Here is a 23,332-nt window from a genome sequence, read left to right as displayed (position 1 = left end):
CAGACTTGTTAATTTAGTTAATACTTAATTTAGCATATACTCAATTAAAGAAGTCATTAAGGACGGCATTTTTCTTTTCTTCCATCCCAAAGGAGTGACCCATGAGTGAAACCAGCTACAAGCAGTTGACCCACACCATTTCCGGCAATCTGGCCCAGTTGCGTCAGACACAGCCCGAGGTCATGAAAGGCTTTGGAGACCTGGGCAAGGCGGCCATGGCAGGCGGGGTTGTTGATGCCAAAACCAAAGAACTGATCGCCTTGGCTATTGGTGTGGCCACCCGCTGCGAAGGATGCATAGGCTTTCATAGCAAGGCACTGGCGCAGATGAATGCCAGTCTGGAAGAAGTCCATGAAGCACTGGGGGTAGCGATTTACATGGGCGGTGGCCCCTCTGTCATGTATGCCGCCAATGCGGTGGCGGCTTTCAATGAATTCAAGTCTTGAACCATAAACCAGGAGAACGGTAATGCCTAAACCCGCTGCTTTCGTATCGACGCTATTTCATGCACAGGGCAATCCCGACAAAGTGACCGTGGCTCTGACCATGGCGCTCAATGCCGTTCAGAAAGGATATAGCGCCTGCCTGATTCTGATGGCTGAAGGGGTCGCCCTGGGAGTACCCGGTGCCGCCGAACCTATCCATATTGGCGCGCCCTTTGAACCAGCCGCAGATCTATTAAAGAAGTATCTGGAGCAAGGTGGGCGCGTGGCCGTGTGCAAGTCCTGCATGCTGCATAACGGCCTGAGCGCCGAGCAGATGGACCCGCGTTTTGAGATCATTACCGCACCGGATGTGATCGACCTGCTGATGGGTGCGACCGGGTCTTTACAGATTTCCTGACCCACCGCATCGTCCAATGCAACGCAGGCCAAAACCCATTCTGTGTTTTGGCCTGTTCTTTCTTGAAGACAGGATATCGGTATCACGTAGGGCAATCGTACGTGGCACCCTCGTTTTCTGGACCGGCCTTACACAAAGAAACGTACACCATCGATATCGCGGCCCCCCGCAATCACGCAAGGGGCAAGCAAGCGACCTATCCGTCTATCAAGCCAAATGCGCCAGCAAAGCCTCCAGTAAAAAGAAGCTGGCGCAAGCCGACTCCACTAACTCCGACTGCCCCGGCGCAACTTTATAACGATGCCCCACAAAACGCCCTGTTTCACTTAACTCAGGGGTCAGCAAGGCATCCAGATACAAGCGCGATTGCTCGTGCAGCCATTGTTGTTCCGGCAGAATCTGCCACAGCTCGACCATGGCCAAAATGTGGGCATGCCACGCTTTGCGTTTCAAGGCATTACGCCCAATCTGTATGTGAAGCACAGCTTCAACAACAGCAATATCGGTGAGCACTGAGAAGTGAGCGGAACGATATCGTTTTTGAACGGCAAGCCTCGCCCCACGTGCAACAGAAAGGCTTTGCCATCACCCCTCCACAATTTGATGCAAGGGCTCATCGCCAAGCCATGGCGTGCCCAGCGGTCTTAGCCGTCAAGCGAATCGGAAAGGAAGAATAATCAGGTCTTGTTCTTGCGATCAAGACGCCCACAAGCATGCGACCATGAACTGCTTTGCAAGGCACACCGCGCTGCTTGCGGGGCGCTTATGCCAAGCGCAATGGTGTCCCCTGTGGCCCGATACCAAAAACCACACAAAGCGCCGCGCAAAAAACCCACAGACCATCAGCCGGGATATAGTCGAGCAATCGATTTTCCTTAGCAGACAGACCACTTACCCCTTGGAGTCTTTCCCATGTTTGGCCAAGAAAAAGAAACCAGCTCTGACAGCAACTCTCAACACAGCGCTTTCCTGGAAGAAAAAGCCTTCCGCGCCCGCACAGTGCTGGTCTTTGGCACCATCACGGACAAACTCGCCTCGGAAACCGTGCGCAAGCTGCTGGCTCTGGATGCGGAGTCCACCGCCCCCATCACCATGATCGTGTCCTCGCCCGGCGGCCATCTGGAATCGGGCGATGCCATCCATGATGTAGTGCGTTTTATTTCCTCGCCTGTCACCATGGTCGGGACGGGTTGGGTCGGCAGTGCCGCTACCCACCTGTTCCTCGGTGCGGCTCGCGAGCGTCGTGTTTGCCTGCCCCAAACCCGTTTTCTGATTCACCAGCCCAGTGGTGGCGCCGGCGGTCAGGCCAGCGATATGGCCATTCAAGCGCAAGAAATCATGAAAGCGCGCGAACGTATCGCTCAAGTGATTGCCCGTGAAACCGGCCAGCCTATCGAGCGTGTACGTGACGATATCGAACGCGACAAATGGATGAGTGCCGAGGAAGCCATTGAATATGGCCTGATCTCGCGCATTATCGAACGCCGTAACGAGCTGCTGCCCTCTCAAGCGTAAACCCCTCCCCGCCCTGCGGGACGGGGAGTGCGTGTTGCGGACATTTCCTACCGCGATGCCGTATCAGGCCCCTCGTCCACACACCAGGATGCTCTACAGACTCAGGCATCCTGGCAGCGAACCCTGCCCCTCATCAAGCAGCCCCGTGATGACACGTTGAAATTTGGTGCCTTATAGCTGACACAGGCCTCATCAGGCCGCTGCGCATTTTATAATATACTTTTGTCCATGCGCGCCCTGGGTCCTCGTCTCGTTTGTCGCAAGCTCGGAGTCTGGCAAATTCTGTTTTGCCTGGCTGTGCTGGCTTGCGTGGGTCGCGCCTTTATCCCGGCCGGCTATATGCCTGCCAGTCCGTCCCACAGCAAGGGCTTTGCCATTACCTTTTGTACGGCAAGCCATTCCCCCCCTACGCTCTGGATTGATCTGCCCGACCAAGAGGGCCAGGCAGACCCCGACACGCCTCACCCTGAGCAGGACTGCCCCTTTGGCATGGCGGTTTCTGCCGCTTTACTGCCTGCCCTGGATGCACCGGCCCTACACAATCTGATGCGGTATCGGGTCGTGTTGCTGGACGATACGCATCGGGCCTGGTCGCCGTTACTGGCACAAGGCCCGCCGTTAGGCTCACGCGCCCCACCCTTTTAGCCTCGCCGATGGTTTCCCCGTTCCGTGACGGTTTGCACTTTTCTATCCAGCCGAGGTTTTTAATGTCGATTTTTTCCACGTCTTCCCGTGCCATTGCGGGCATGGCAGCGATGCTGTTCGCTTCGGGCGCTGTTGCCCACATTTCACTGCTCACCGAGCAAGCCCCCGTGGGCAGCAGCTATAAGGCCATTCTGACGGTTCCGCATGGCTGCAAAGGCTCTGCCACCACCAAAATCCGTGTCCGTGTTCCCGACGGTGTAGTGGGCGTCAAACCCCAGCCCAAGGCCGGTTGGACACTGGAAACCGTGAAGGGTGATTACACGCAAAGCTACACCCGTTGGGGCGCCAAAGTCAGCTCGGGGGTCCAGGAAGTGATTTGGGCTGGTGGCCCATTGCCAGACGATCATTACGACGAATTTGTCTTCATCAGCTATTTGAGCGACGAACTCCAACCCAACAGCACGCTCCATTTCCCGGTCGTTCAGGAATGTGAGCAAGGACTGGAGCGCTGGATCGATCAGACTGAGTCCGGTTCACGACCGACAAAAGATCATTCGGACGCCCCCGCGCCGGCATTGCAGCTATTGCCCAAACCGTAAGCCCAGGTAGCGGATGCGAACGGATCGGGCGCATCCGCCTGAAGGAGAATTTTATGCAAACGCAAACTCAGCAAGGGCGTGCAGGCGGGCTTGCCTTGGTCTCAGGGCTGATGGTGCTGCTCTTGCTGTTGGTCTGGTCGCCCGTACTGCATGCTCATGCAGCCCTGGTGGATAGCAAACCCGCCAGCGGCACGATTCTGATGCAGGCCCCGCAAACCGCCAGTTTGCGCTTCAATGAGCCCGTGGCACCCTTGCTGCTCAAATTAATTCGCCCTGACGGCACCGTCGAGACGCTCACGAACGTCGTCACACACGAACAGAGACTGGAGCTGGCCTTGCCAACCTTGTCGGCCAAAGGCAACTACGGCCTGAGCTGGCGGGTGATTTCCGCCGACGGCCACCCCGTTGGCGGAATCCTGACGTTTTCCATTGGCACACCAGGCACCAATCTGACGTCCACACCCCACAGCCATCCCCTGCGAAATGGTCTGATCTGGCTGGCCCGATTCGTGGCTTATGTGAGTCTGTTCACAGGGATAGGAGGGCTGGTCTACCAAACGCTGAGCCCGACGCCCCAGGGGGCATTTGCCCGTCATCGACACTGGCTTCCCGTTCTGTTCGCCGTGGGCGCCACTGCCTTGTTGCTGACTCTGGGCCTGGTGGGTATCGATGCCCTGGATTTGCCGCTCTCTGCACTGTTACAGCCCCAGCCCTGGACAGCCGGTGTATCCAGCTCCATGGGCCTGGCAGTGCTGCTGGGCTGGATGGCTCTGATTGGTGCGGCCCTTTCCTGGAAAGCAGTCTGGACCACTGCCCAGCCATGGCTGGCCGTCGCGGCCCTCGTTCTATTGGGAGCCTCGCTGGCTTCCAGCGGCCATGCCAGTACAGCCAGTCCCACTTGGCTCTCGCGGCCCAGCGTCTGGCTCCATGGAGTGGCACTGACACTGTGGGTGGGCTCCTTCCTGCCGCTGGTCTGTGCGCTCAGGCACGACAAGCCGCCCCACCTGTTAAGGTGGTTCTCGCACTGGATTCCCCGCATCTTGCTGGTGCTGACCCTAAGCGGCGTGGCCTTGATCTACGTGCAATTCGATCAGCTCGCCTCGCTCTGGGAAAGCCGATATGGTCAGGTCCTGATCGCCAAGCTGGTTCTGGTCGCGTTTTTGCTGGCCCTGGGTGCATACAACCGCTATCGCTTGAGCCCGGCCGTGATGCAAAAGCGCGAAGGAGCGCGCTACGCCCTGCAAAGAGTGATCCGTCTAGAATACGCGCTGGCCGTGCTGATCCTGGCCGTCGTCGCCTTGTGGCGTTTTACCCCACCTCCCCGGTCCCTGGCACAGTGGGTCGCGCCCGGCATTGCCAGTCATATCCGAACCGAAACAGGCATGGCGGATCTGGTGTATCTCCCAGCCACGGCTACCTCCCGACCCACCCTGACCATCACCTTGCACCAGCCCGGTTTCATCCCCCTTCAAGCCCAAGAGGTCGAGGTGACGTTCAGCAACCCGCAGGCCGGTATCGCCTCCATTACTTTTCCGGCTGCCCCTACCTTGCAGGGCCAGTGGCTGGTCAACCCGATTGAACTGCCTCATCTGGCCAGTTGGAATATTCGCATTCAGGTATTGGTCTCTGACTTTGAACGCATCAATCTGGACGGCACGTTGAATCTGCAGACGCACTGAACCGCGCTCCGCCCATGTGCCATTTCCAGCGGGACTGCACAAACGCACATAGCCAAGAATCTCGCACTGCCCTTCGCGCCAGCAAATCCAGTATCTTGAGGGCGGCCAAGGCCGCCACCCTAGCGCTTAGGGCAGACTGAGCTTGTTCATCACAGCTAGGGAACTGACCCAGTATGACCCCGTCTGGCCAGCCATACGCTCGCGGGGCTCACAACCTGTATCTTATTGGGATGATCGGGCAGAATATCGCGTACCTGATTGCTGTGTACTTGGTACCATCAAGTCTCTCCCTGACCGCAATCCGCGTTGAAGGACCTCTTTACGGTCGCGCATGGATACCATAAAGTGATGAAACAAAAAACCAGGCATCATTTTTAACGATGGAGAAGTCGGTATGGAAATGCGCCAGTTACAGATTTTTTGTGCTGTGGCCGAACAGGGCAGCTTTACCGCTGCCGCCCAGAAAGTACATACTGTGCAGTCCAATGTCACCATGCGGGTCAAGGAGCTGGAGGCCGAGCTGGGGCAGCAACTGTTCATACGCCAGAAAAGCGGGGTGGTACTGACAGCGGCGGGGCGTACTTTTCTAACGTACGCCCAGCGGATCTTGCAACTGACCAATGAAAGCCGCGCCGCCTTGCAGGACACGGGCACGCCACGCGGCCTGCTACGCCTGGGCTCCATGGAAACTACAGCTGCCATACGCTTGCCGCCATTACTGATTCAGTACCGCGAACACTATCCCCAGGTTCAACTGTCCTTGCAAACCGGCACCACGGCCGAACTCATCAAAGCGATTGAAAGTCACCAATTGGACGGCGCCTTTGTAGGCGGACTCCATCACAATCCTGCCTTGTCACAAGAAGAAGTCTTTGAAGAGGAACTGGTTCTGCTCAGCAGCAAGGCCATCCCCTCCCTCTCTGAGCTCATCGAACAGATCACCCAGCAAACCGTGCTGGTCTTTAGGACCGGGTGCTTTTACCGCTCTACGCTGGAACACTGGCTCCATCAAGCGGGCCTGGTCCCCGATCAGATCATGGAAATGGGCACCCTGGACGGCATTCTGTCCTGCGTGGCCTCGGGCATGGGCATCAGCTTACTACCGAAGGCGATTGCCCAAACCCGCAGCATGCACCTGCCTATCCAATGTCATGAGCTGCCGCCGCAGGTAGCCCGGGTGAAAACCGTGTTCATCCGTCGTTCGGATACCCTACCCAGCTCGGCTCTACGCAGTTTTCTCGCCCTGGCGCACACACAGTTCGCCCAATTACCCAAATCAATGCAAAACCAGGCCGAACGCCTCGATTAGCCCCACCAGTCCCAAGGCTGAGCTTGCGCAGCCTTCCCACAACCATCTGCCCGTAAAGCCTCAGGACAGGCCCCGTGCCAGTTCCGCCACGCGCTCTGCAGCCGGCATAATACGATGGATTTTGCCCACCCCCTGACCGGCATACAAAGACAGTTTCCTGGCCACGCTGTCCTGATCAATCGCCCTGGCACCGCCCCCGATCAGACGCAACAGATTCCACCTGTCCCGGTTGGGTATCACCCGATGCGGCGTCCCATAGGGCCAGCCAAAGGAGTAACCAGTGCGATACTCCGTATCGTCCGTACCTGCCTCCAGAATTCTGTGTTTGTAGAGTGGGTGCGCATTGGATTCCTCGCTGGCCAAAAAAGCAGTACCTGCCAGCACCCCCGACGCGCCCAGGCTCATGGCAGCCCGCACATCCTGACTTGTCGTGATGCCGCCCGCCGCCAGAACGGGACAACCGTGTGCAACGTCGATAATCGCAGGCAGCAAGGACATCAAGCCCACCGTGCCACGATTCAAATGCCCTCCACTCTCACTGCCCTGGGCAACCACAATATCGGCTCCCTGTGCAATCGCTTGACGGGCTAGAGCCACCGTGCCGGTTTGCACCATGACGATCATGCCCGCATCTTTGGCGCGGGCAATCAGGTCGGCACCAGCATCCTCGGCATAAAACAAGGACAATAGTCGGGGCCGCTCCTGAAGAATCACCTGAAACTGGGCCTCAAACACAGCCGGTCCACCAAACTGGGGCACGATATTGACACCAAACGGTCTGTCGGTCAGACCTCTGGTTTCCCGCAGCCACTCGCGCAGCACCTTGGGAGCCAGACGCAAGCCTCCCAACACTCCCACCCCGCCCGCATTTGCTACCGCGGCCACCAGTTTAGGCCCCGAAATCGCGGCCATGCCCGCCAGAACAATCGGATACGCTACCCCGCACATGTCTGTGATGACATTGCCTGCAAAAGTCTGTTTTGTATCACCCATGATTCACAACTCCACCTGTTTGCCCAACATGCGGCGCAAGGTCTGATTCTTCAGCACAAGGTGGTTTCTGAACGCGCCAAACAGATGTAGAGCAAGCCCGGCCACAAAAGCCGTCGCCCCAATGTTGAACAAAGCGTCCAGCACCGCCTTGAGCGGCTTGCTCGGGCCGATCGGAGCCGGGAGCATCAAGCCACCGGGCAGCTCAATTCCCACGCCGGCCGCTGCGCGGGATAGCCAGACGGCTAGCGGCAGCAACACCATCGCCAATGCCAGGGCGGTGGCCACCGAGCGGGACACAATCACTTGTACCGGCGTGGGCGAGCCCAAGGGTAAAGGATGAGGCGAGCTCACCCTGGCCCAGAATCGATAAGCCGAGATCAGAAAGAGCATCAGCCCCAACAGATTCTGTATCGGCTCCAGTCGGGCAGACGAGGCCTGGGCCGCGGTTCGGGCCATTGCCACCTCCAACCCCAGGATAGACAGCAGTAAGGCTGCGACCAGCCAGTGCAGCACAATCGTAATGGGCGAGAACCTGAGTCCGTTGTCGCGCAACTGCATGACGACCTCCTTGAAAAAGCACTGAAGACCCTCTCCTGTCCTAGCACACACACCGTAAGCCGGGCGATACGCGTGAGTGCTGGCCAATGCCGCGCGGCTTGCAAAGAAGTGAGCGACGGGCCCGCCAAGGCCCTTGCTCTGGAACGGGTCACCGTCCGCACGCCGCTAAGATAGACACGACCAACCATCAAGTAAAATGATAAAACCTGATAGAACCAATCTTTATTTATGATTTATTTAATCTTTATACCCTGTCATGAGGCGACGGCCAACGGGTCAGGCGTCACCGCATCTATCGCCCAGGTTTAACTGGCATAAGCCACGGTCCTGACGAGTAACGCCTCGGCTCATCGCAAGCCTGCGTTGAACGTAGCGCTTTTTATTCACTATTAATGATTTATAAATTCATTATTCATCATTTTACATGATTCTTATAGTCATCTATCTTAGGAGTTGCTAATGCTGCTTTACAACGCCCCCTCCAAGAGACTGACTGCATGACTCATCCTGTCGCCCTTATTGACCACTACATCAACGGCCAGCGCGTGCCGGGCACCTCCGGCCGTCATCTGGACGTCTGCAATCCCGCCACCGGCGCCGTTAGCGCTCAGGTCGTCTTGGCCACCGCTGCCGAGGTGGATAAGGCAGTTCAGGCCGCTGCAAGCGCCTTCCCCGGCTGGGCGGACACCCCACCTATCCGCCGCGCCCGAATCCTGTTTAAGTTTTTGCAACTGCTGAACGAGCATAAGGACAAGTTGGCCCACCTGATTACCGCCGAGCATGGCAAGGTCTTCAGCGATGCCCAAGGTAAAGTGGCTCGCGGCATTGAAATCGTGGAGTTCGCCTGCGGCATCCCGCAACTGCTGAAAGGCGATTACACCGAACAGGTATCAAGCCATATCGATAACTGGACGGTACGCCAAGCTCTGGGCGTCGTGGCGGGTGTGACCCCGTTCAACTTTCCCGTCATGGTGCCCATGTGGATGTTTCCGCTGGCCATTGCCGCCGGAAACACCTTTGTTCTCAAACCCAGTCCGATCGACCCCAGTCCCTCGCTCTTGATCGCCCAGTTGTTCAAACAGGCGGGTCTGCCCGATGGGGTATTCAATGTGGTGCAAGGCGACAAGGAAGCGGTTGACGCGCTGCTGGAACTCCCGCTGGTGCAGGCCATCAGCTTTGTAGGCTCGACGCCGATCGCCCACGCCATTTACGAAGCGGGCGCTCGTCATGGCAAACGAGTGCAGGCGCTGGGTGGTGCCAAAAACCATATGGTGGTGATGCCCGATGCCGATATCGATCAGGCGGTGGACGCACTGATCGGTGCCGGCTTCGGTTCGGCGGGCGAGCGCTGCATGGCCATCAGCGTAGCCATATTGGTGGGGGATGTGGCCGACCGGCTCATCCCCAAACTCGTCGAGCGCACGCAAGCCTTGAAGGTGCTAAATGGCGAAAACCCGGCCGCCGAAATGGGCCCCCTCATAAGCCGTGCCGCTTACGAACGCATTGCCCACTACATCGCACTGGGCGTACAGGAAGGTGCCCGACTGCTGGTCGACGGCCGCCACTTTCAAGGCAGTGAAGCGGGACCAGGCTGCGAGGACGGCTTCTGGATGGGCGGCACCTTATTCGACGGTCTGACTCCTCAGATGCGTATTTACCAAGAGGAAATCTTCGGGCCGGTACTGGGCTGCATGCGGGTGGCGAACCTTGAGCAAGCCATAGAACGGGTCAATGCCCACGCGTTCGGCAATGGCGTAGCCTGCTTTACGCGCGACGGTCATGTAGCCCGCGAGTTCGCGCGCCGCATTCAAGTCGGCATGGTGGGAATTAATGTGCCTTTGCCTGTGCCAATGGCCTGGCACGGCTTTGGCGGCTGGAAAAAGAGCCTGTATGGCGATATGCATGCGTATGGAGAAGAAGGGGTGCGCTTTTACACCCGGCAAAAATCCATCATGCAGCGCTGGCCGGAACGCATCGCCAAAGGCGCGCAATTTGTCATGCCCACTACGCAATGAGCACCACAGCCACCTTTTAGGGTTCAACAAGCGAACGCCCCATGCGTTCCGTGGCTACCACCGACTTTCCCGTCCCTCTCCCCTGCCCCTGCATATGCTGACTGACGATCAACGCGACCTCATCAAGACCACCGCTTGCCTGTTGGAAACAGGTGGTGACGCCCTGGCCATCCATCTGTATGCCTTGTTGCTGCGTACCTGCCCCCTTGCAGAATCCCAGGCCCCCTGGACCAGCAAGCTGCATAAGGCCCTACCCGTCCTGCCTGAGCTCGATCCCATGGCGAGCACCTGTCTGCTACAGGCCATACAGGACGTACTGAATCCTAGCGTGGGCGAGGACACCGTGCTTGGACGGTGGACGTCCGCCCGCCAACAACTGGCTGATCTACTCATTCAAGCCCAGCTTGCCAGCGATGCGTAGTCCGCCGTGGGCATGCGGGTCAGGGCCAGGGCACAGGGGGCAAGGGTCACGCAAAGGCAGGTATACTCGCCCAGGTCATATTGTCAAAAACCGTCTTTATGATCGAGGGGCCCTGGGAAGCGGGCTGAAAAACTGCCTGTCCCTCTTGCTAAGCAGAGTGACCGGCTGAGCTTGATCCGGGTCATGCCAGCAAAGGAACGGATCGCTATCTGCTCGCCGCTTGATCAAGGAAGGCCATCCTTGACCTGGAGTTGCTATCTTGTCCGCTGATCCCGCTTCCCCTGCCACGGGACCGGTTCCCGCCACCCTGGCCGCCGTCGTTCATCAAGACCGAATTTTACTGATACGCCGCGCCAACCGGCCCGATGCTGGACGCTGGGCATTCCCGGGCGGCAAAATCCGTCCCGGTGAAACCATCCATGCCGCCGCGCATCGCGAACTGCGCGAAGAAACTGGGGTACAGGGTCAGGCCCTGCACATCTTTGATGCCCTGGATGTGTTTGACCGCGAACCCAGCCCCACCCCGCCAAGCTATCCACATTTCATTCTTATCGCTGTTCTCTTTCAGTGGCAGTCGGGTAGCGCTCAAGCCGCCGATGACGCACTGGACGCGCGCTGGTTCACCGAGGCCGAGCTGGACGCGCTGGAGGTGGCACACAGCCTTGATGTACGTGGCCTCGCGCGCCGCGCATTGGCACTGGCTGCCTCCTGCCGCACTGCCTGACCGACACTGAGCCTCTGCAGCACCGGTCTACCCGCTTCTAATACGCAGGCTAATTATTCCTATAATCCGGAATGGCTTGCGATCGGGTGCCCATCCCTTTTTCTTTTCATCGCCGACGCCAAACATGAGCGTTTTGTCATGTTTGACTCATGATCCGCCTTAAGCCTTGCGAACAATCCGTTTTTTTAAATGGATGTCATTGCCTGTTTCTAAAAAATGGAAAGTCATATGTGGAATTGCTTATTGATCGAAGATGACCGCGACAACGCCCGCTATTTGGTAAATGGTTTGTCCGAACTGGGCTACTCGGTTGTCGCTAGTCACGACGGCGTATCCGGTTTGGAAAATGCCATGAAAGAGATATGGGACGTCATTATTCTGGATCGCATGCTTCCCAATCATGTAGATGGCCTTTCCATTCTTTTCACCTTGCGATCATTAGGAAAAAAAGTCCCCGTTCTGGTATTGAGTGCTTTATCAGGAGTGGACGACAAAGTGGATGGTTTAAAAGCGGGCGGGGATGATTATTTAATCAAGCCTTTTTCCTTTCAGGAGCTGGCTGCCCGCTTGCATGCCTTGATCCGCCGCAGCACAGATAATGCAGAAATCAGAAGTGTGCAGATTGATGATCTGGTGATGAACATTCGTACACAGACAATCACCCGCGCAGGGGTCGTGCTGGAGCTGCAACCGCGCGAAATCAAACTCCTGTCCTACCTGATGATGAACAGTCACAAAATCCTGACCCGCACCATGCTGCTGGAAGTGGTCTGGGGTTACAACTTCGACCCGCAATCGAATGTGGTGGATGTGCTGGTCAGCCGCCTGCGGCGCAAAGTGGACAGGGAAGGCATTCCACCTCTGATTCATACGATACGCGGTCGCGGCTATGTACTCAGCGACAAGGCTAGCGTTGACGGGATCAGGCTGAAACGCAGCGATGATTGAGCTCCTGAAACGGCTCTGGGAGTCCACCTCGTTTCGGCTGACGCTCAACTACAGCATACTGGCCATCTTCACCACCTTGTTTCTGATCGGTTTTTTCTACGTTCAGGTCTTTGGTGCCTTGCGCGACGAGCACTTGCGCCAGATCAGCGTTGCAGTGCAGCGGCTGAGCATTGCCTATGAGGTAGGTGGACGCGAAGAGGTCTTGCGCATGATCGAACTGACCTTGTCGGACCGGATTGATTCGGGGCAGGAAATCTACCTGCTGCTCGATGAGAACAAGCACACACTGGTGGGCAATATCCACGCGATTCCAGGCCTGAACGAACTGCCCGAGCAACAGGTGGTGGAAGTTCAGATCAAGCATATCGATGCCCTGTCTGAAGGCAATGTTCGCGTCACCAAATTGGCTGGCGGAGAAACCCTGGTAGTTGGGCACGAACTGGGCACCTTGAACGAGCTGCGTGCCATGCTGAGCCGCATCATCCTCACCTCCATGATGCTCGCCTTGATGCTGGTGATTCTGGGCGCCTACGTCTTTAGCAGCGAACTGAAATACCGCATCGGCCGCATCCGTGTGCTGACGGAGCAAGTAGGTGCGGGCGACATCTCCAAGCGTATCAGTTCCGAAAGCGAGGATATCTTTGGCCTGATCCACCACGACATCAACCGCATGCTGGACAAGATTGAAAGCCTGATGCAAAGCGCCCGCCATATCTCCGATACCGTAGCCCACAATATTCGCACGCCACTGACCCGAATCGTTGGCAAGCTGCGCGAGACCCGTAACCTGCCCGGCGTCCCGGCACCCGTCCAGCAGGCCCAACAGGAAGCCATTGAAGAAGTGGAGAAGCTGAGCGTACTGCTGGGCAAGCTGCTGCAGATTGCAGAACTGAATGCCGGAGTCCACCGACAAAGCTTTAAAGCCTGCAACCTGGAGCAGATTGCGGAGGACGTTCTGGATCTGTACCAGTTTATTGCGGAAGAAAAAGGGGTCAGACTGCACCAAAAGAGAATCGATGCCGTCACCCTGAATGGTGATAGCAATCTTTTAGCCAGTGCCTTGGCCAATCTCGTGGACAACGCAATTAAATATGCCAGAAAAAACGTTAACGTCGGCATCGAAAGAAAAATCGGCCATCTTGTTGTGATTAGTGTTGAAGATGATGGCCCCGGTTTACCCGAAAGTGAATACGAGAACGTGGGCAAATATTTCTACCGCTACCATCATGACAGCGAAGGATTTGGATTGGGATTAAGCAGTGTTTCGGCCATCGTTGAATTACATCGCGGCGAACTGATTTTCTCAAAAGGAGAATCCGGCCTGAAAGTTACCATTGCGCTTCCCGCCCCCTCTTTTGCACAACCGCCAACATGACCAAAAGGTAATGAAACTGTCACCCTAAGCAAACTTCTGCTCCGCTAAGCTAGCCTCATTTTTAAACGCTCTTTTTCAGGAGTTATAAAAATCATGCGTGCTTTACGGAAATGGGGAGGGTCATGAGCAGACAAAAATATTACTCAGTCGGGCTGATGGTGGGGGTGGGCGTCTTGACGGTTCTGATGGGACAGAAATACTCCCTGGGCAGCCTGGCCCGCATGGGGCCGGGATACTTCCCGTTTCTGCTGGGTATCGTGATGATCGCGCTGGGCGCGCTGTACCTGTTTGTCGAGACCGCCTCGCACGACGAGGAGCAGGAAGAAGATTACGGCCCACCGCAATGGCGAGGCTGGCTGGCCATTGTGGGTGGCATCATCGCCTTCATTATCCTGGGCCGCTACGGCGGACTGGTTCCCGCCACCTTCGCCCTGGTGTTCATCTCGGCCATGGGCGACAAAGAGCACTCCTGGCTCACCGCTTTGCTGCTGTCCGTGTTTGTAACGCTGCTGGGTGTGCTTATTTTCTCCTGGGGGCTGGAGCTGCAATTTCCCCTGTTCACGTGGGGCTAGGCATGGACATTCTCTCTAACCTGATGCACGGCTTTGGCGTTGCCTTTCAACTGGACAACCTGATGTGGGCCGTCTTTGGCGTGTTCATGGGGAACCTGATCGGTGTTTTGCCCGGCATGGGCGTACTGGCCGCCATCTCCATCCTGCTGCCCCTGACCTACGCCATGACGCCCACGGCTGCCCTGATTATGCTGGCCGGAATTTACTACGGTTCCCAATACGGCGGCGGCATCACCTCCATCATGCTCAACCTGCCCGGAACCGCCTCACACGCGGTGGCCTGTTTGGATGGCAATCCCATGGCCCGCAACGGCAAGGCCGGCTCAGCCCTGTTCATGTTGATGTTGTCCTCCTTTTTTGGAGCCACGATCGGCATTTTGGCCATGATCCTGTTCTCGCCAGCCCTGGTCAATGTGGCCTTCAAGTTCGGCCCTGCCGAATATTTTTCCATGATGATGCTGGGACTGCTGGCCGGGGCCACCTTGGCGAAAGGCTCGGCCATCAAAGGCGTGGCCATGGTGGTCATGGGGCTGATCTTTGGCGTGGTAGGGACGGACGTAAACAGCGGTGTGTCGCGCTTTGACCTCAATATTCCGGAGCTGCAGGACGGCTTGCAGATTGTCGCACTGGCGATGGGTCTGTTCGGTATTGCGGACTTCCTCAAGAACATCAACCGGATCCATAGCGGCCATACCAAGGCTATTGGTAAAGTCTCCACCCGCTCCCTGCGCCCGGAAAAAGGCGACATCAAGCAGTCCAAGGGCGCTTTGGTTCGCGGCACGGCCATTGGCGCTGCCTTCGGAATCCTGCCCGGCACAGGCCCGACCATTGCCTCCTTTATTGCCTATGCCACGGAAAAGAAAATCGCCAAGAAACCTGAGCGTTTTGGACGGGGTGCGATTGAAGGCATTGCGTCGCCCGAAGCCGCCACCAGTGCCTCGACCCAAACCAGCTTCATTCCTACCCTGAGCCTGGGCATTCCTGGCGATCCGGTCATGGCCTTGATGCTGGGGGCACTGATCATTCATGGCATCCAGCCCGGCCCACAAATGGTGGTCGAACACGCCGATATGTTCTGGGGCCTGATTGCCAGCTTCTGGGTGGGCAACATCCTGCTGCTGATCCTGAACCTGCCCCTGATCGGGATGTGGGTGCGTCTGCTGTCTGTACCTTTCAAGTACCTGTACCCCGCTGCCCTGTTCTTTGTGTGCGTGGGCGTCTATAGCACCAACAACAACCTGTTCGATGTCAACATCGTGCTGCTGTTTGGCATTCTGGGGTACGGCTTCATGCGCCTGCGCTTTGAAGCTGCCCCCTTGCTGCTGGGCTTTGTCTTGGGGCCGATGGTAGAAGAGAACTTCCGCCGGGCCCTGCTGCTGTCCCGCGGCGACCCCATGATCTTTCTGGAGCGCCCGATCAGCATGGTCTTTATCATTGCCTGCATCTTGCTGATACTGGGACTGAGTTACTCGTTCTGGCGCGCGAACCGTCAGAAAAAATGGGGGGGTCTGGCCAAAGCATCCTAGTGGAGCCAAGCCCGTTCACAAGGCAACTGCGACAAACACAAAGCGGGGCGACCACGCCCGGCTTTGTTAGCCTGCTCCCCAAGGAAAACCGGACAGCCTCTTGTCTGGCCCCGTCCACCCAAACGGCAGGCTAAAGCACGGTAGGATTGGGCGCATCGCCATACACGTCCTGCGGATCAAAGGTCTTGGTCGACTCAATAAACACCAGTTTCTGGCCCTTGCGGTGCGCCGCTCCTACCGGTACCTGCCGATAAAAACAGGAGTAGTAGCCTACGTGGCAACTGGCTCCTGAACCGGCTACCCGCACGCGCAGCAGTACGGCGTCCTGGTCGTCATCGATGCGCATCTCCTCTACTGTTTGCACCAGACCACTACTCGCCCCTTTATGCCAGAGCGTCTGGCGCGACCGGCTCCAGTAATGGGCCTCGCCCGTCTGTATGGTTTTTTCCAAGGCTTCCCGATTCATGTACCCCAACATCAGGACCTCCCCGTTCTTCGCATCTGTAGTGATGCAGGCAATCAGGCCCTGTTCGTCAAATTTGGGCGCCAGCTCCTCGCCCTCTTCCACCTGTTCCACTGACACTCGAGGGCGCATCTGCACCATGGGGGTGTCGTCCAGTCCGCATTCTTTTCCTGCTGTTTTCACGTTTTCTCCTTGTCATCGGGGGAGCCGGGGCGATACGTGCAATCGGGATTCAGGCAAGGCCCATACAAGACGTGGCTATGAGCCAGAACTTGAAAGCCCCGCTCTTGAGCAATCGCTTGTTGGCGCTGTTCGATCACCTCGTCATGGAACTCCTGCACGCGACCGCAGTCCGTGCAAATAAGGTGATCATGGTGTTCGCCATCATCCCGCTCATACAGAGCCCGGCCGGGCTCAAAATAAACCTGCTTTAACAGGCCTGCCTGCTGCAATTGCGTCAGCACGCGATACACAGTGGCCAAGCCAATTTCACTGCCTTGCCGGATCAACTGACGATACACATCGTCCGCCGTCAAATGACCCATGCCGGGGGTCTGGAAAATCTCAAGAATTTGGATACGGGCTGCGGTCACCTTCAGGCCACGCTCTTTAAGCTCTTTTGAATCCGTCATGGCGTACTCCTTGCTGAATGGGCGGCTAGGGGACATCCAGAAAACGCAGTGGCCTGCCTTGCGCTTGCCCTTCCAAGGCTTCATCACGAACCACACAATGGCCGCGCACAATGGTGTGAATCGGCCAGCCCACAACCGGCAGGCCGTCGTAGGGAGACCAGCCGCTGACGCTGGCCATCCAGTCGTTGCGAATACGACGCCGCGCCTTCAGATCCACAATGCTGAAGTCAGCATCAAAGCCCACGGCAATACGTCCTTTGCCTTCCAGACCAAAAATCCGGGCAGGACCGGTACTGGTCAAATCCACCAGTCGCTGCAGGCTCAGACGACCCGCATGCACATGGTTCAACATCAGGGGAAGGAGAGTTTGCACGCCTGTCATGCCACTGGGCGAGGCCGGGTAGCCCTGAGACTTCTCCGACAAGGTATGCGGCGCATGATCGCTGCCGATCACATCTACCACACCCGCTCGGACCGCCTGCCACAGCGCGTCCTGATGACGCTGCTCCCGCACCGGTGGATTCATTTGGGCCAACGTGCCCAAGCGCTCATAACAGTCGGGAGCCTGCAGACTCAGGTGATGAGGAGTGACTTCCACCGTCACGCGAGCTTTGTGGGCGGCCAGAAACTGCATTTCCTCTGCGCTGGACACGTGCAGCACATGCAGGCGGCGATTCACCTGTGCCGCCAGGCGAACGATGCGTTGAGTCGCCATCAACGCACTTGGGACATCACGCCAGACCGGGTGTTGCCGCACGTCCCCACTATCCAGCACAATATGCTTACGTTCACACAGTCTGGCCTCATCCTCCGCATGCACCGCCAGCCGTCTGCGGCCATGACGCAAGATGCGGATCAGGACTTCATCCTGATCCGCCAGGAGATCGCCAAAAGAGCTACCCATAAAGACCTTGATGCCCGCGCAGCCTGGAAGCTGCTCCAGTTCCTGCAAAGATTCGGCATTCAAGGATGAGCCACCGATGTAAAAGGCGTGATCGCACCAGCTACGACCTTGAGCGGCATTTAGCTTGGCGTGCAGATCGGCTGCTCCCAGCGTCAAGGGGTGGGTGTTGGGCATCTCGAAAATTGCAGTCACCCCGCCCAGGACCGCACCCCGTGTCCCCGCTTCCAGATTCTCCTTGTGCTCCAGCCCCGGCTCTCGAAAATGCACCTGGCTGTCGATGACCCCTGGCAATACATGCAGGCCGCTCAAGTCCAGCAGGCACTCTGCGCTCCAGCTGGGCTGCAAATCGCCAAGAGCCATAATCCGGCCTTGCACACAGGCGATGTCAATGTGCTCGGCACCGTTAGGGGTCATTACCGTACCGCCACAGAGCAGCAGATCGGCATGGCGCAGATCATGCTGTTTGGTCGTTTCTGTGGACCGGGATAGAGGGGCCTTCAGGATTGCTGGCGTCATGGTTTTGCCTTTGCGGCTTCTGCACCCAGAGCATCTTGTGCCATCAAACGAATCCGCTCCATCATGTGAAACAGGCCATTGGCGCGATTCGGTGACAAGTGCTGCTCCAGTTCAATTGCCCGTAAAAAGTCGGGGGGATGGGACAGAATTTCTTCAGGCAGACGCCCCGAATACACCTTCATCAATAAAGCCAACAAGCCGGTGACGATGGCAGAATCACTACGAGCCTGAAAAAACAACCTGTGATCATGCAATTCAGAGACCATCCAGACCTGTGCCTGACAGCCGTGCAAACGATTCGCTTCTGTACGCCATTTGTCCGGGAAGTCGGGCAAGGAGCGCCCCAGATCAATCAGATATTCGTAGCGCGCCATCCAGTTACCCAGGCACTGGAAACTGTCCACAATGGCTTGCTGAGTCTGAGCGATGGACTCTTTAGGTACGCCCCCCTTATCCACGGCCTTCTCCTGACTGCCTGGACGCTTGCCTGCCCTGATCGCCACGAGCAGGAACCGGGTCGTGCCCGCCCGGATGCCAGGGATGACAACGGACAAGGCGTTGTGCGGCCAGCCACGTTCCTTTGAAGGGGCCATGCGTGCGCAAAGCCTGAATCGCATACTGCGAACAAGTCGGATAAAAACGGCAGCGCGGCCCCAATAATGGGCTGATTAAAAGTTGGTAGCCCCGAACCAGCAGGACCAGGACAGAGACAAGAAAGGCTTTCATCGCCGCTCCGAAAGACGGGAATGGAGCATCAGGTCAGTCAGACTGAACGTGATCTTGCTGACCTGCTCCAGCAGCAAGCAAATTTGACCTTGCAGCAGTGTCTGACAAGGATTAGCAAGGGCTAAAACACTCATGGCTCCACGCCCCCGTTCAGTCCTGAAAAAGGCGTTGCTTCCGACAATGGAACTTTGAACGCCACCGCATCATGGGGATGCAAACTCTCTAAATGACGGACCCGAATACCGGGGTTCTGATAGCCCGCCAAGGCCGCTTCTATACGACGCGCTGCGTCCTCCACAAACATCAGGTTCTGGCCATTCAAGGCCGTAAAAGCTTGCTCGTCAGCCCGCTTGACGGCGGTTTGCAAGGGTGTTGCCAGCGCCTCTTCGACACGATCAATCAGCGCTAAAAACCCGCAGTCTTCCCTATTTTCCAATACGTGGACCTGAACCAGAGCCTGACTGCGCTGGCTATGCGGAGTGGCCAGACTGGCGTGCTCATGCAACCAGGCAGCAACCTCCACCGCACCTAGCACAGGCTGTTTTCCAAAGGCCTGCATAAAACCCTGTTCAATCAATTGCCGAGCCAGCGCCGCCGAACACGGACAGGTCGACGAATAGTCAATCTGAACCTGCACCTTGCACACAAAGATACCGTCCAAAAGTCTGGCTTCCAGCACGACGGGATAGGACTTCCAACCTGCCAGATCCTGCGTCACCAAGGCAGGCCGTCGAACCAACAAATCAAATCTGAAACCCAAGCGCGCACTGCGCGTGCCGCAGTCCTCCTGACTATCCACCATGCTTTGCAAAAGACGTCGCAGCTCCAACGGCGACAAGGCCTGTTCGGGCGGCAGGTCATTCAGCAAGCGATACAGCCTGGACATGTGTATCCCTTTCACATGCGTCAGCGGCAAATCAACCTGGGCATCCACACGCGCATGAAGTTGGCGCGCATAGCCCGGTTCAACCACGGTAATGGGTAAATCGATTCCCTCCATACCTACCCAAGACAGCGGAGTCAGGCCATAGCTGGAATCGTTCAGAGCCGGGTCGGGAAGTACAACAGTCATACTCAACATCCAATCAAAAGGCCTTGTCCAAGCCGACAGAGACTTGGCAAGACCTCAATTCCATCAAGGCCAGTCTGAAAACGGATTTGTCCATGTTGTCCAGGTGCTGGGACCGCTGGCCATTTCTTCATCGCTTAACAGGCAGGCATCGAAACGAGCGCGCAATGCAGCCTCGTCCATCTCCATGCCAATCAGCACCAGCTCCTGCCGCGCGTCCCCGACTCGCTCATCCCATTTTTCCTTGATCAGGGCTACCGCTTCGGGGTCTTGCGGCCAGCGTTCGGGCGGCATGGCAGCCCACCAGTAACCCGCCACGTGATAGCGAGCCACCGCGCCCGCCTGTGACCAGGAACCCGCCAAAGTCGGGAAGTTTGCCAACCAGAAAAAGCCTTTGGAACGCACCACGCCGGGCCATTCGCTTTCGACCAGATCCAGAAAACGCTGCGGATGGAACGGACGGCGTGCGCGATAAACAAAGCTGCCTATGCCGTATTCCTGTGTCTCCGGAGTGTGAGTGCCACGCAATTCCTGCAGCCAGCCTGGGGCTCTGGAGGCTTCTTCAAAGTCAAACAGACCGGTGTTGAGCACGCGGTCCAGGGGCACCTTGCCGAACTCGGCCATTTCAATACGTGCGCGAGGATTCAGGCTGCTCAGAATGGCCATCAGGCGCTCGCGTTCTGGCTCGCTGATCAAGTCAATCTTGTTCAGAACCAACACGTCACAGAATTCGATCTGCTCAATCAACAGGTCCACAACGGTACGCGCGTCTTCTTCACCCAGGGATTCACCCCGGGACTGAATGCTGTCTTGCGAGCTGTAATCGCGCAGGAAATTAAAGGCGTCCACCACCGTGACCATGGTATCGAGGCGAGCGACTTCGCCCAGGCAACGGCCATCCTCGCCTTCAAAGGTGAAGGTCTCAGCCACGGGCAGCGGCTCTGAAATGCCAGTGGATTCAATGAGCAACTGATCAAAACGCCCCTCCTTGGCCAAACGATCAACCTCCAGCAACAAGTCCTCGCGCAAGGTGCAGCAAATACAGCCATTGCTCATTTCCACCAGCTTTTCATCCGTGCGCGATAGCTCGGCACCACCGTCACGAACCAGAGCCGCATCTATATTGACCTCGCTCATATCGTTCACGATGACGGCCACGCGGCGGCCTTCACGATTGTTCAGGATGTGGTTCAGCAAAGTCGTCTTGCCCGCACCCAGAAAGCCGGACAAAACCGTTACGGGAATGCGGGCCGCGGGATCGACCGGCGTGTTATCGGGGTTCATCGTCATTTCTCTTCATCCTTGAGCATCAATGGGCGGTTCCTTGCACAGGATTTTGCAAATTTTGATATGTTATAACATAACAATATTTAGCCAAGAAAAAACCCTCTTGCAAGGAGGGCTGGAAGACTAGAACGGACAACCTGATTCTCCCAGCCCCACGTCACGGGAAGCGGGAATCAGGTGTCAGGTGGCCGCCTCGCCTGCAAAGCCACCCGGTTCAAGCAACAAGGGCTATCCAAGACTTGATCCAGATAGCCCCCGCTCACTCCAGACTTTGCAAACAGCAAAGATCAATCTGTGACCATCGCCCTGCGCACAATTTTCTGCGCGATTGAGGAGGACGTTGCCATTTCCAAGGTGCCGTAATGCGCTCCCCAAGACCCCACATCCCCGCCGCTGCGCGTACTTAAAAACACATCCGCCACCTCTTGAGAGCTATAGCGCAGCAGCTCGGCTGCCTGCGAGACGCGGGCGACGGCTTCAGTCATGGGGCGGGCCAGAAACTCGTCCTCGATCGCCGCTCTCACCAGACGCTCAGTGTGCTGCACCAACGCATCGAAGCGCTTGTCTTGCCCGGCCAAGGGTTTGAGTTCATCAAAAACCGCCTCCACCGTGCGCGGATCCCTGATCATGGCGCGCCGCACATCCATACACATCATATTGGCCGTGCCTTCCCACACGCTGTTCAAGGGTGCCTCTCGATACACGCGGGCCATGGGGTTCTCTTCGATAAACCCGTTCCCACCATGACACTGCAAGGCTTCATTCGCGATGGAGGGCGCGCGTGAGCAATTAAAGTATTTGGCCGCAGGAGTCGCTACCCGAGCCAGCAGTCGTTCATGTTCGCTGCTTTGCATCAGATCCGTCGCCTTGGCCACTCGCAAAGCCATCAAAGTTGCCGCTTCCACCTCGACCGCCATATCCGCCAGCACATTGCGCATCATGGGGCGGTCGGCAATAGAGGTTCCAAAAGCCTTGCGTGATGTCGTGTGACGCAGAGCCAAGGTCAGCGCCTGCCGCATCAAACCCGCCGAGCCAATCGCAAAGTCCAGACGCGTCAGATGCGAGTGCGACAGGATTTCCCGAATACCACGCCCTTCCTCCCCCACCCGAATCGCCAGCGTGCCGGCGTATTCCACTTCACTGGACGCGTTGGATCGATTCCCCGCCTTGTCCTTCAAGCGCTGCACAAAAAAGCGGTTGTAGCTGCCGTCCGGCAAGGTACGGGGCAAGAAGAAGCACGTAACAGCGCCATTGACTTTAGCCAGCGTAAAAAAGCCATCGGACTGCGGCACCGAACAAAACCATTTATGCCCTGTCAGCTCATACCACTGCGCCGTAGCACCGTGATAATCCGCACTGTGGGAAAAGCGCGCGGTCGTCTGTGTCTCACGCAGGTCCGAGCCGCCCTGCTTTTCCGTCATCGCATAACCAATCACCACCGAGGGCTTGTCCCCCACTTCGCGACGACTATATTCATAGCGCGTCCCTTTGAGCTTATCCGCCCAGATCGCCAAGGCAGGCTCGGCCTCGAAACCAGCATAAGCCGCATAAGCCATGCCGGTCGGGCAGCCCGTACCGTGCTCCACCTGATTCCACAAATAAGACAAGACAGCGCGGGCGAAATGGCCGTTTTTCTCTTGGGTACGCCAGCTTAAATTGGGCACCTCGTGCTGCCAGGCCAGGCCCATCAACTCATGCCAGCTGGGGTGAAATTCCAGCCAATCAATCCGGTTGCCAAATCGATCATGCGTTTTAAGCTCGGGGATATGGCGGTTCGCCAAGTGAGCCAGTTCCTGCACATTTTCATCCCCAGCTACCGCCCCCAACGCCTGACAACGCGACGCGGCCCAGGGAGCTTCACGACTGATGGCGTCAACCAGCACCCGATCACCCGTAAAAGCATTGAACCCGCTGGCAGGCAAAGCCTGATTCAAAACCTGATGCGTGCTGTAACGATCCTCGGACGCAGTCAAAACACTGGGGGAAAGCGGCTGATTCATGTTTGTCTCCGAG

General features: G+C 57.2%; 25 protein-coding genes. 14 read left to right on the top strand and 11 right to left on the bottom strand.

Annotated features, from left to right (window positions below; genetic code table 11):
- Nucleotides 1–101: 101 nt before the first annotated feature.
- Nucleotides 102–446 (top strand): carboxymuconolactone decarboxylase family protein, encoded by a 345-nt coding sequence (locus FE795_RS07415; protein ID WP_131071645.1) that lies wholly within the window; start codon nucleotides 102–104, stop codon nucleotides 444–446.
- A 22-nt stretch (nucleotides 447–468) separates the two neighbouring features.
- The gene (locus FE795_RS07410; protein ID WP_219235953.1) at nucleotides 469–843 is read left to right on the top strand and encodes a DsrE family protein; all 375 of its coding nucleotides are present in this window, start codon (nucleotides 469–471) and stop codon (nucleotides 841–843) included.
- 207 nt (nucleotides 844–1,050) lie between these two features.
- On the opposite strand, the gene FE795_RS07405 is transcribed toward FE795_RS07410, so the two are convergent.
- Nucleotides 1,051–1,296 (bottom strand): hypothetical protein, encoded by a 246-nt coding sequence (locus FE795_RS07405; protein WP_219235951.1) that lies wholly within the window; start codon nucleotides 1,294–1,296, stop codon nucleotides 1,051–1,053.
- 459 nt (nucleotides 1,297–1,755) lie between these two features.
- Between FE795_RS07405 and FE795_RS07400 the strand changes: the two genes are divergently transcribed.
- The 5 genes from FE795_RS07400 (at nucleotide 1,756) to FE795_RS07380 (ending at nucleotide 6,590) form a co-directional block, all read left to right on the top strand.
- On the top strand, nucleotides 1,756–2,358 hold the full coding sequence (locus FE795_RS07400) for an ATP-dependent Clp protease proteolytic subunit (protein WP_131071644.1): 603 nt from the start codon (nucleotides 1,756–1,758) through the stop codon (nucleotides 2,356–2,358).
- Nucleotides 2,359–2,580: 222 nt separating this feature from the next.
- A complete protein-coding gene (locus FE795_RS07395; protein WP_131071643.1) occupies nucleotides 2,581–3,003 on the top strand; it encodes a hypothetical protein in 423 nt (140 codons plus the stop codon).
- Between the two features lie 62 nt (nucleotides 3,004–3,065).
- The gene (locus FE795_RS07390; RefSeq protein ID WP_003801280.1) at nucleotides 3,066–3,602 is read left to right on the top strand and encodes a YcnI family copper-binding membrane protein; all 537 of its coding nucleotides are present in this window, start codon (nucleotides 3,066–3,068) and stop codon (nucleotides 3,600–3,602) included.
- Nucleotides 3,603–3,655: 53 nt separating this feature from the next.
- Nucleotides 3,656–5,281: a copper resistance CopC/CopD family protein gene (locus tag FE795_RS07385; protein ID WP_131071642.1), complete on the top strand. Its 1,626-nt coding sequence runs from the start codon at nucleotides 3,656–3,658 to the stop codon at nucleotides 5,279–5,281.
- A 394-nt stretch (nucleotides 5,282–5,675) separates the two neighbouring features.
- Nucleotides 5,676–6,590, top strand: a complete 915-nt coding sequence (locus tag FE795_RS07380; RefSeq protein ID WP_131071641.1) for a LysR family transcriptional regulator — start codon at nucleotides 5,676–5,678, stop codon at nucleotides 6,588–6,590.
- Between the two features lie 60 nt (nucleotides 6,591–6,650).
- Here the strand turns inward: FE795_RS07380 and FE795_RS07375 are convergent, their stop codons facing one another.
- The gene (locus FE795_RS07375) at nucleotides 6,651–7,583 is read right to left on the bottom strand and encodes an NAD(P)H-dependent flavin oxidoreductase (protein WP_003801290.1); all 933 of its coding nucleotides are present in this window, start codon (nucleotides 7,581–7,583) and stop codon (nucleotides 6,651–6,653) included.
- Between the two features lie 3 nt (nucleotides 7,584–7,586).
- Complete coding sequence (locus FE795_RS07370; protein ID WP_003801291.1) at nucleotides 7,587–8,141, bottom strand: cytochrome b; 555 nt, start codon at nucleotides 8,139–8,141, stop codon at nucleotides 7,587–7,589.
- A 497-nt stretch (nucleotides 8,142–8,638) separates the two neighbouring features.
- Here FE795_RS07370 and FE795_RS07365 point away from each other — a divergent pair, with 497 nt between their 5' ends.
- From FE795_RS07365 to FE795_RS07335, 7 genes are all read left to right on the top strand, one after another.
- Nucleotides 8,639–10,156 carry a CoA-acylating methylmalonate-semialdehyde dehydrogenase gene (locus FE795_RS07365; protein WP_131071640.1) on the top strand — a complete coding sequence of 506 codons (1,518 nt, stop codon included), beginning with the start codon at nucleotides 8,639–8,641 and terminating at the stop codon, nucleotides 10,154–10,156.
- Nucleotides 10,134–10,577 (top strand): globin family protein, encoded by a 444-nt coding sequence (locus FE795_RS07360; RefSeq protein ID WP_131071639.1) that lies wholly within the window; start codon nucleotides 10,134–10,136, stop codon nucleotides 10,575–10,577. Before FE795_RS07365 ends, FE795_RS07360 begins: the two co-directional genes overlap by 23 nt.
- Before the next feature lie 259 nt (nucleotides 10,578–10,836).
- The gene (locus tag FE795_RS07355; protein ID WP_003801299.1) at nucleotides 10,837–11,301 is read left to right on the top strand and encodes an NUDIX hydrolase; all 465 of its coding nucleotides are present in this window, start codon (nucleotides 10,837–10,839) and stop codon (nucleotides 11,299–11,301) included.
- 228 nt (nucleotides 11,302–11,529) lie between these two features.
- On the top strand, nucleotides 11,530–12,249 hold the full coding sequence (locus FE795_RS07350; RefSeq protein WP_003801300.1) for a response regulator transcription factor: 720 nt from the start codon (nucleotides 11,530–11,532) through the stop codon (nucleotides 12,247–12,249).
- The gene (locus FE795_RS07345; protein WP_003801302.1) at nucleotides 12,242–13,624 is read left to right on the top strand and encodes a sensor histidine kinase; all 1,383 of its coding nucleotides are present in this window, start codon (nucleotides 12,242–12,244) and stop codon (nucleotides 13,622–13,624) included. Before FE795_RS07350 ends, FE795_RS07345 begins: the two co-directional genes overlap by 8 nt.
- Before the next feature lie 122 nt (nucleotides 13,625–13,746).
- Entirely contained in the window at nucleotides 13,747–14,196 is a 450-nt protein-coding gene (locus FE795_RS07340; protein ID WP_081050018.1) for a tripartite tricarboxylate transporter TctB family protein, read from the top strand.
- Nucleotides 14,197–14,198: 2 nt separating this feature from the next.
- Nucleotides 14,199–15,722, top strand: coding sequence for a tripartite tricarboxylate transporter permease (locus tag FE795_RS07335; RefSeq protein WP_003801306.1), 1,524 nt, complete (start codon nucleotides 14,199–14,201; stop codon nucleotides 15,720–15,722).
- A gap of 130 nt (nucleotides 15,723–15,852) precedes the next feature.
- Here FE795_RS07335 and hisI read toward each other — a convergent pair whose 3' ends face one another.
- The 8 genes from hisI to FE795_RS07295 all read right to left on the bottom strand — a co-directional run bounded on the left by hisI (nucleotide 15,853) and on the right by FE795_RS07295 (nucleotide 23,319).
- Nucleotides 15,853–16,368, bottom strand: a complete 516-nt coding sequence (gene hisI, locus FE795_RS07330; RefSeq protein WP_230406289.1) for a phosphoribosyl-AMP cyclohydrolase — start codon at nucleotides 16,366–16,368, stop codon at nucleotides 15,853–15,855.
- The gene (fur, locus tag FE795_RS07325) at nucleotides 16,365–16,817 is read right to left on the bottom strand and encodes a ferric iron uptake transcriptional regulator (protein WP_131071638.1); all 453 of its coding nucleotides are present in this window, start codon (nucleotides 16,815–16,817) and stop codon (nucleotides 16,365–16,367) included. The genes hisI and fur overlap by 4 nt, the downstream gene beginning before the upstream one ends.
- Nucleotides 16,818–16,842: 25 nt before the next feature.
- Nucleotides 16,843–18,237, bottom strand: coding sequence for a dihydroorotase (locus FE795_RS07320; RefSeq protein ID WP_131071637.1), 1,395 nt, complete (start codon nucleotides 18,235–18,237; stop codon nucleotides 16,843–16,845).
- Nucleotides 18,234–18,791: a SufE family protein gene (locus tag FE795_RS07315; protein ID WP_230406288.1), complete on the bottom strand. Its 558-nt coding sequence runs from the start codon at nucleotides 18,789–18,791 to the stop codon at nucleotides 18,234–18,236. The genes FE795_RS07320 and FE795_RS07315 overlap by 4 nt, the downstream gene beginning before the upstream one ends.
- Nucleotides 18,688–18,963: a membrane protein insertion efficiency factor YidD gene (gene yidD / locus FE795_RS07310; protein WP_003801316.1), complete on the bottom strand. Its 276-nt coding sequence runs from the start codon at nucleotides 18,961–18,963 to the stop codon at nucleotides 18,688–18,690. The genes FE795_RS07315 and yidD overlap by 104 nt, the downstream gene beginning before the upstream one ends.
- Nucleotides 18,964–19,093: 130 nt before the next feature.
- Nucleotides 19,094–20,035, bottom strand: coding sequence for a GTP cyclohydrolase FolE2 (folE2, locus tag FE795_RS07305; RefSeq protein WP_131071636.1), 942 nt, complete (start codon nucleotides 20,033–20,035; stop codon nucleotides 19,094–19,096).
- A 63-nt stretch (nucleotides 20,036–20,098) separates the two neighbouring features.
- Complete coding sequence (gene zigA / locus FE795_RS07300; protein WP_100214821.1) at nucleotides 20,099–21,322, bottom strand: zinc metallochaperone GTPase ZigA; 1,224 nt, start codon at nucleotides 21,320–21,322, stop codon at nucleotides 20,099–20,101.
- Between the two features lie 284 nt (nucleotides 21,323–21,606).
- Nucleotides 21,607–23,319: an acyl-CoA dehydrogenase family protein gene (locus tag FE795_RS07295; protein WP_131071635.1), complete on the bottom strand. Its 1,713-nt coding sequence runs from the start codon at nucleotides 23,317–23,319 to the stop codon at nucleotides 21,607–21,609.
- Between the last annotated feature and the right edge of the window lie 13 nt (nucleotides 23,320–23,332).

It is taken from the genome of Alcaligenes ammonioxydans (genome assembly GCF_019343455.1).
Taxonomy (GTDB): Bacteria; Pseudomonadota; Gammaproteobacteria; order Burkholderiales; family Burkholderiaceae_B; genus Alcaligenes; species Alcaligenes ammonioxydans.
The sequence above is the reverse complement of the archived record's forward strand: the minus strand, read 5'-3'. Positions and strand labels throughout refer to the sequence as shown.

What these genes read in the sequence shown, in the direction of transcription:
- FE795_RS07385 (WP_131071642.1), top strand. Translation starts at nt 3,656, where the DNA reads ATGCAAACGCAAACTCAGCAAGGGCGTGCAGGCGGGCTTGCCTTGGTC.
- FE795_RS07415 (WP_131071645.1), top strand. Translation starts at nt 102, where the DNA reads ATGAGTGAAACCAGCTACAAGCAGTTGACCCACACCATTTCCGGCAAT.
- FE795_RS07390 (WP_003801280.1), top strand. Translation starts at nt 3,066, where the DNA reads ATGTCGATTTTTTCCACGTCTTCCCGTGCCATTGCGGGCATGGCAGCG.
- FE795_RS07340 (WP_081050018.1), top strand. Translation starts at nt 13,747, where the DNA reads ATGAGCAGACAAAAATATTACTCAGTCGGGCTGATGGTGGGGGTGGGC.
- FE795_RS07320 (WP_131071637.1), bottom strand. Translation starts at nt 18,237, where the DNA reads ATGACGCCAGCAATCCTGAAGGCCCCTCTATCCCGGTCCACAGAAACG.
- FE795_RS07400 (WP_131071644.1), top strand. Translation starts at nt 1,756, where the DNA reads ATGTTTGGCCAAGAAAAAGAAACCAGCTCTGACAGCAACTCTCAACAC.
- FE795_RS07295 (WP_131071635.1), bottom strand. Translation starts at nt 23,319, where the DNA reads ATGAATCAGCCGCTTTCCCCCAGTGTTTTGACTGCGTCCGAGGATCGT.
- FE795_RS07410 (WP_219235953.1), top strand. Translation starts at nt 469, where the DNA reads ATGCCTAAACCCGCTGCTTTCGTATCGACGCTATTTCATGCACAGGGC.
- FE795_RS07370 (WP_003801291.1), bottom strand. Translation starts at nt 8,141, where the DNA reads ATGCAGTTGCGCGACAACGGACTCAGGTTCTCGCCCATTACGATTGTG.
- FE795_RS07350 (WP_003801300.1), top strand. Translation starts at nt 11,530, where the DNA reads ATGTGGAATTGCTTATTGATCGAAGATGACCGCGACAACGCCCGCTAT.
- FE795_RS07365 (WP_131071640.1), top strand. Translation starts at nt 8,639, where the DNA reads ATGACTCATCCTGTCGCCCTTATTGACCACTACATCAACGGCCAGCGC.
- zigA (WP_100214821.1), bottom strand. Translation starts at nt 21,322, where the DNA reads ATGACGATGAACCCCGATAACACGCCGGTCGATCCCGCGGCCCGCATT.
- FE795_RS07345 (WP_003801302.1), top strand. Translation starts at nt 12,242, where the DNA reads ATGATTGAGCTCCTGAAACGGCTCTGGGAGTCCACCTCGTTTCGGCTG.
- fur (WP_131071638.1), bottom strand. Translation starts at nt 16,817, where the DNA reads ATGACGGATTCAAAAGAGCTTAAAGAGCGTGGCCTGAAGGTGACCGCA.
- folE2 (WP_131071636.1), bottom strand. Translation starts at nt 20,035, where the DNA reads ATGACTGTTGTACTTCCCGACCCGGCTCTGAACGATTCCAGCTATGGC.
- FE795_RS07375 (WP_003801290.1), bottom strand. Translation starts at nt 7,583, where the DNA reads ATGGGTGATACAAAACAGACTTTTGCAGGCAATGTCATCACAGACATG.
- FE795_RS07335 (WP_003801306.1), top strand. Translation starts at nt 14,199, where the DNA reads ATGGACATTCTCTCTAACCTGATGCACGGCTTTGGCGTTGCCTTTCAA.
- FE795_RS07380 (WP_131071641.1), top strand. Translation starts at nt 5,676, where the DNA reads ATGGAAATGCGCCAGTTACAGATTTTTTGTGCTGTGGCCGAACAGGGC.
- yidD (WP_003801316.1), bottom strand. Translation starts at nt 18,963, where the DNA reads ATGAAAGCCTTTCTTGTCTCTGTCCTGGTCCTGCTGGTTCGGGGCTAC.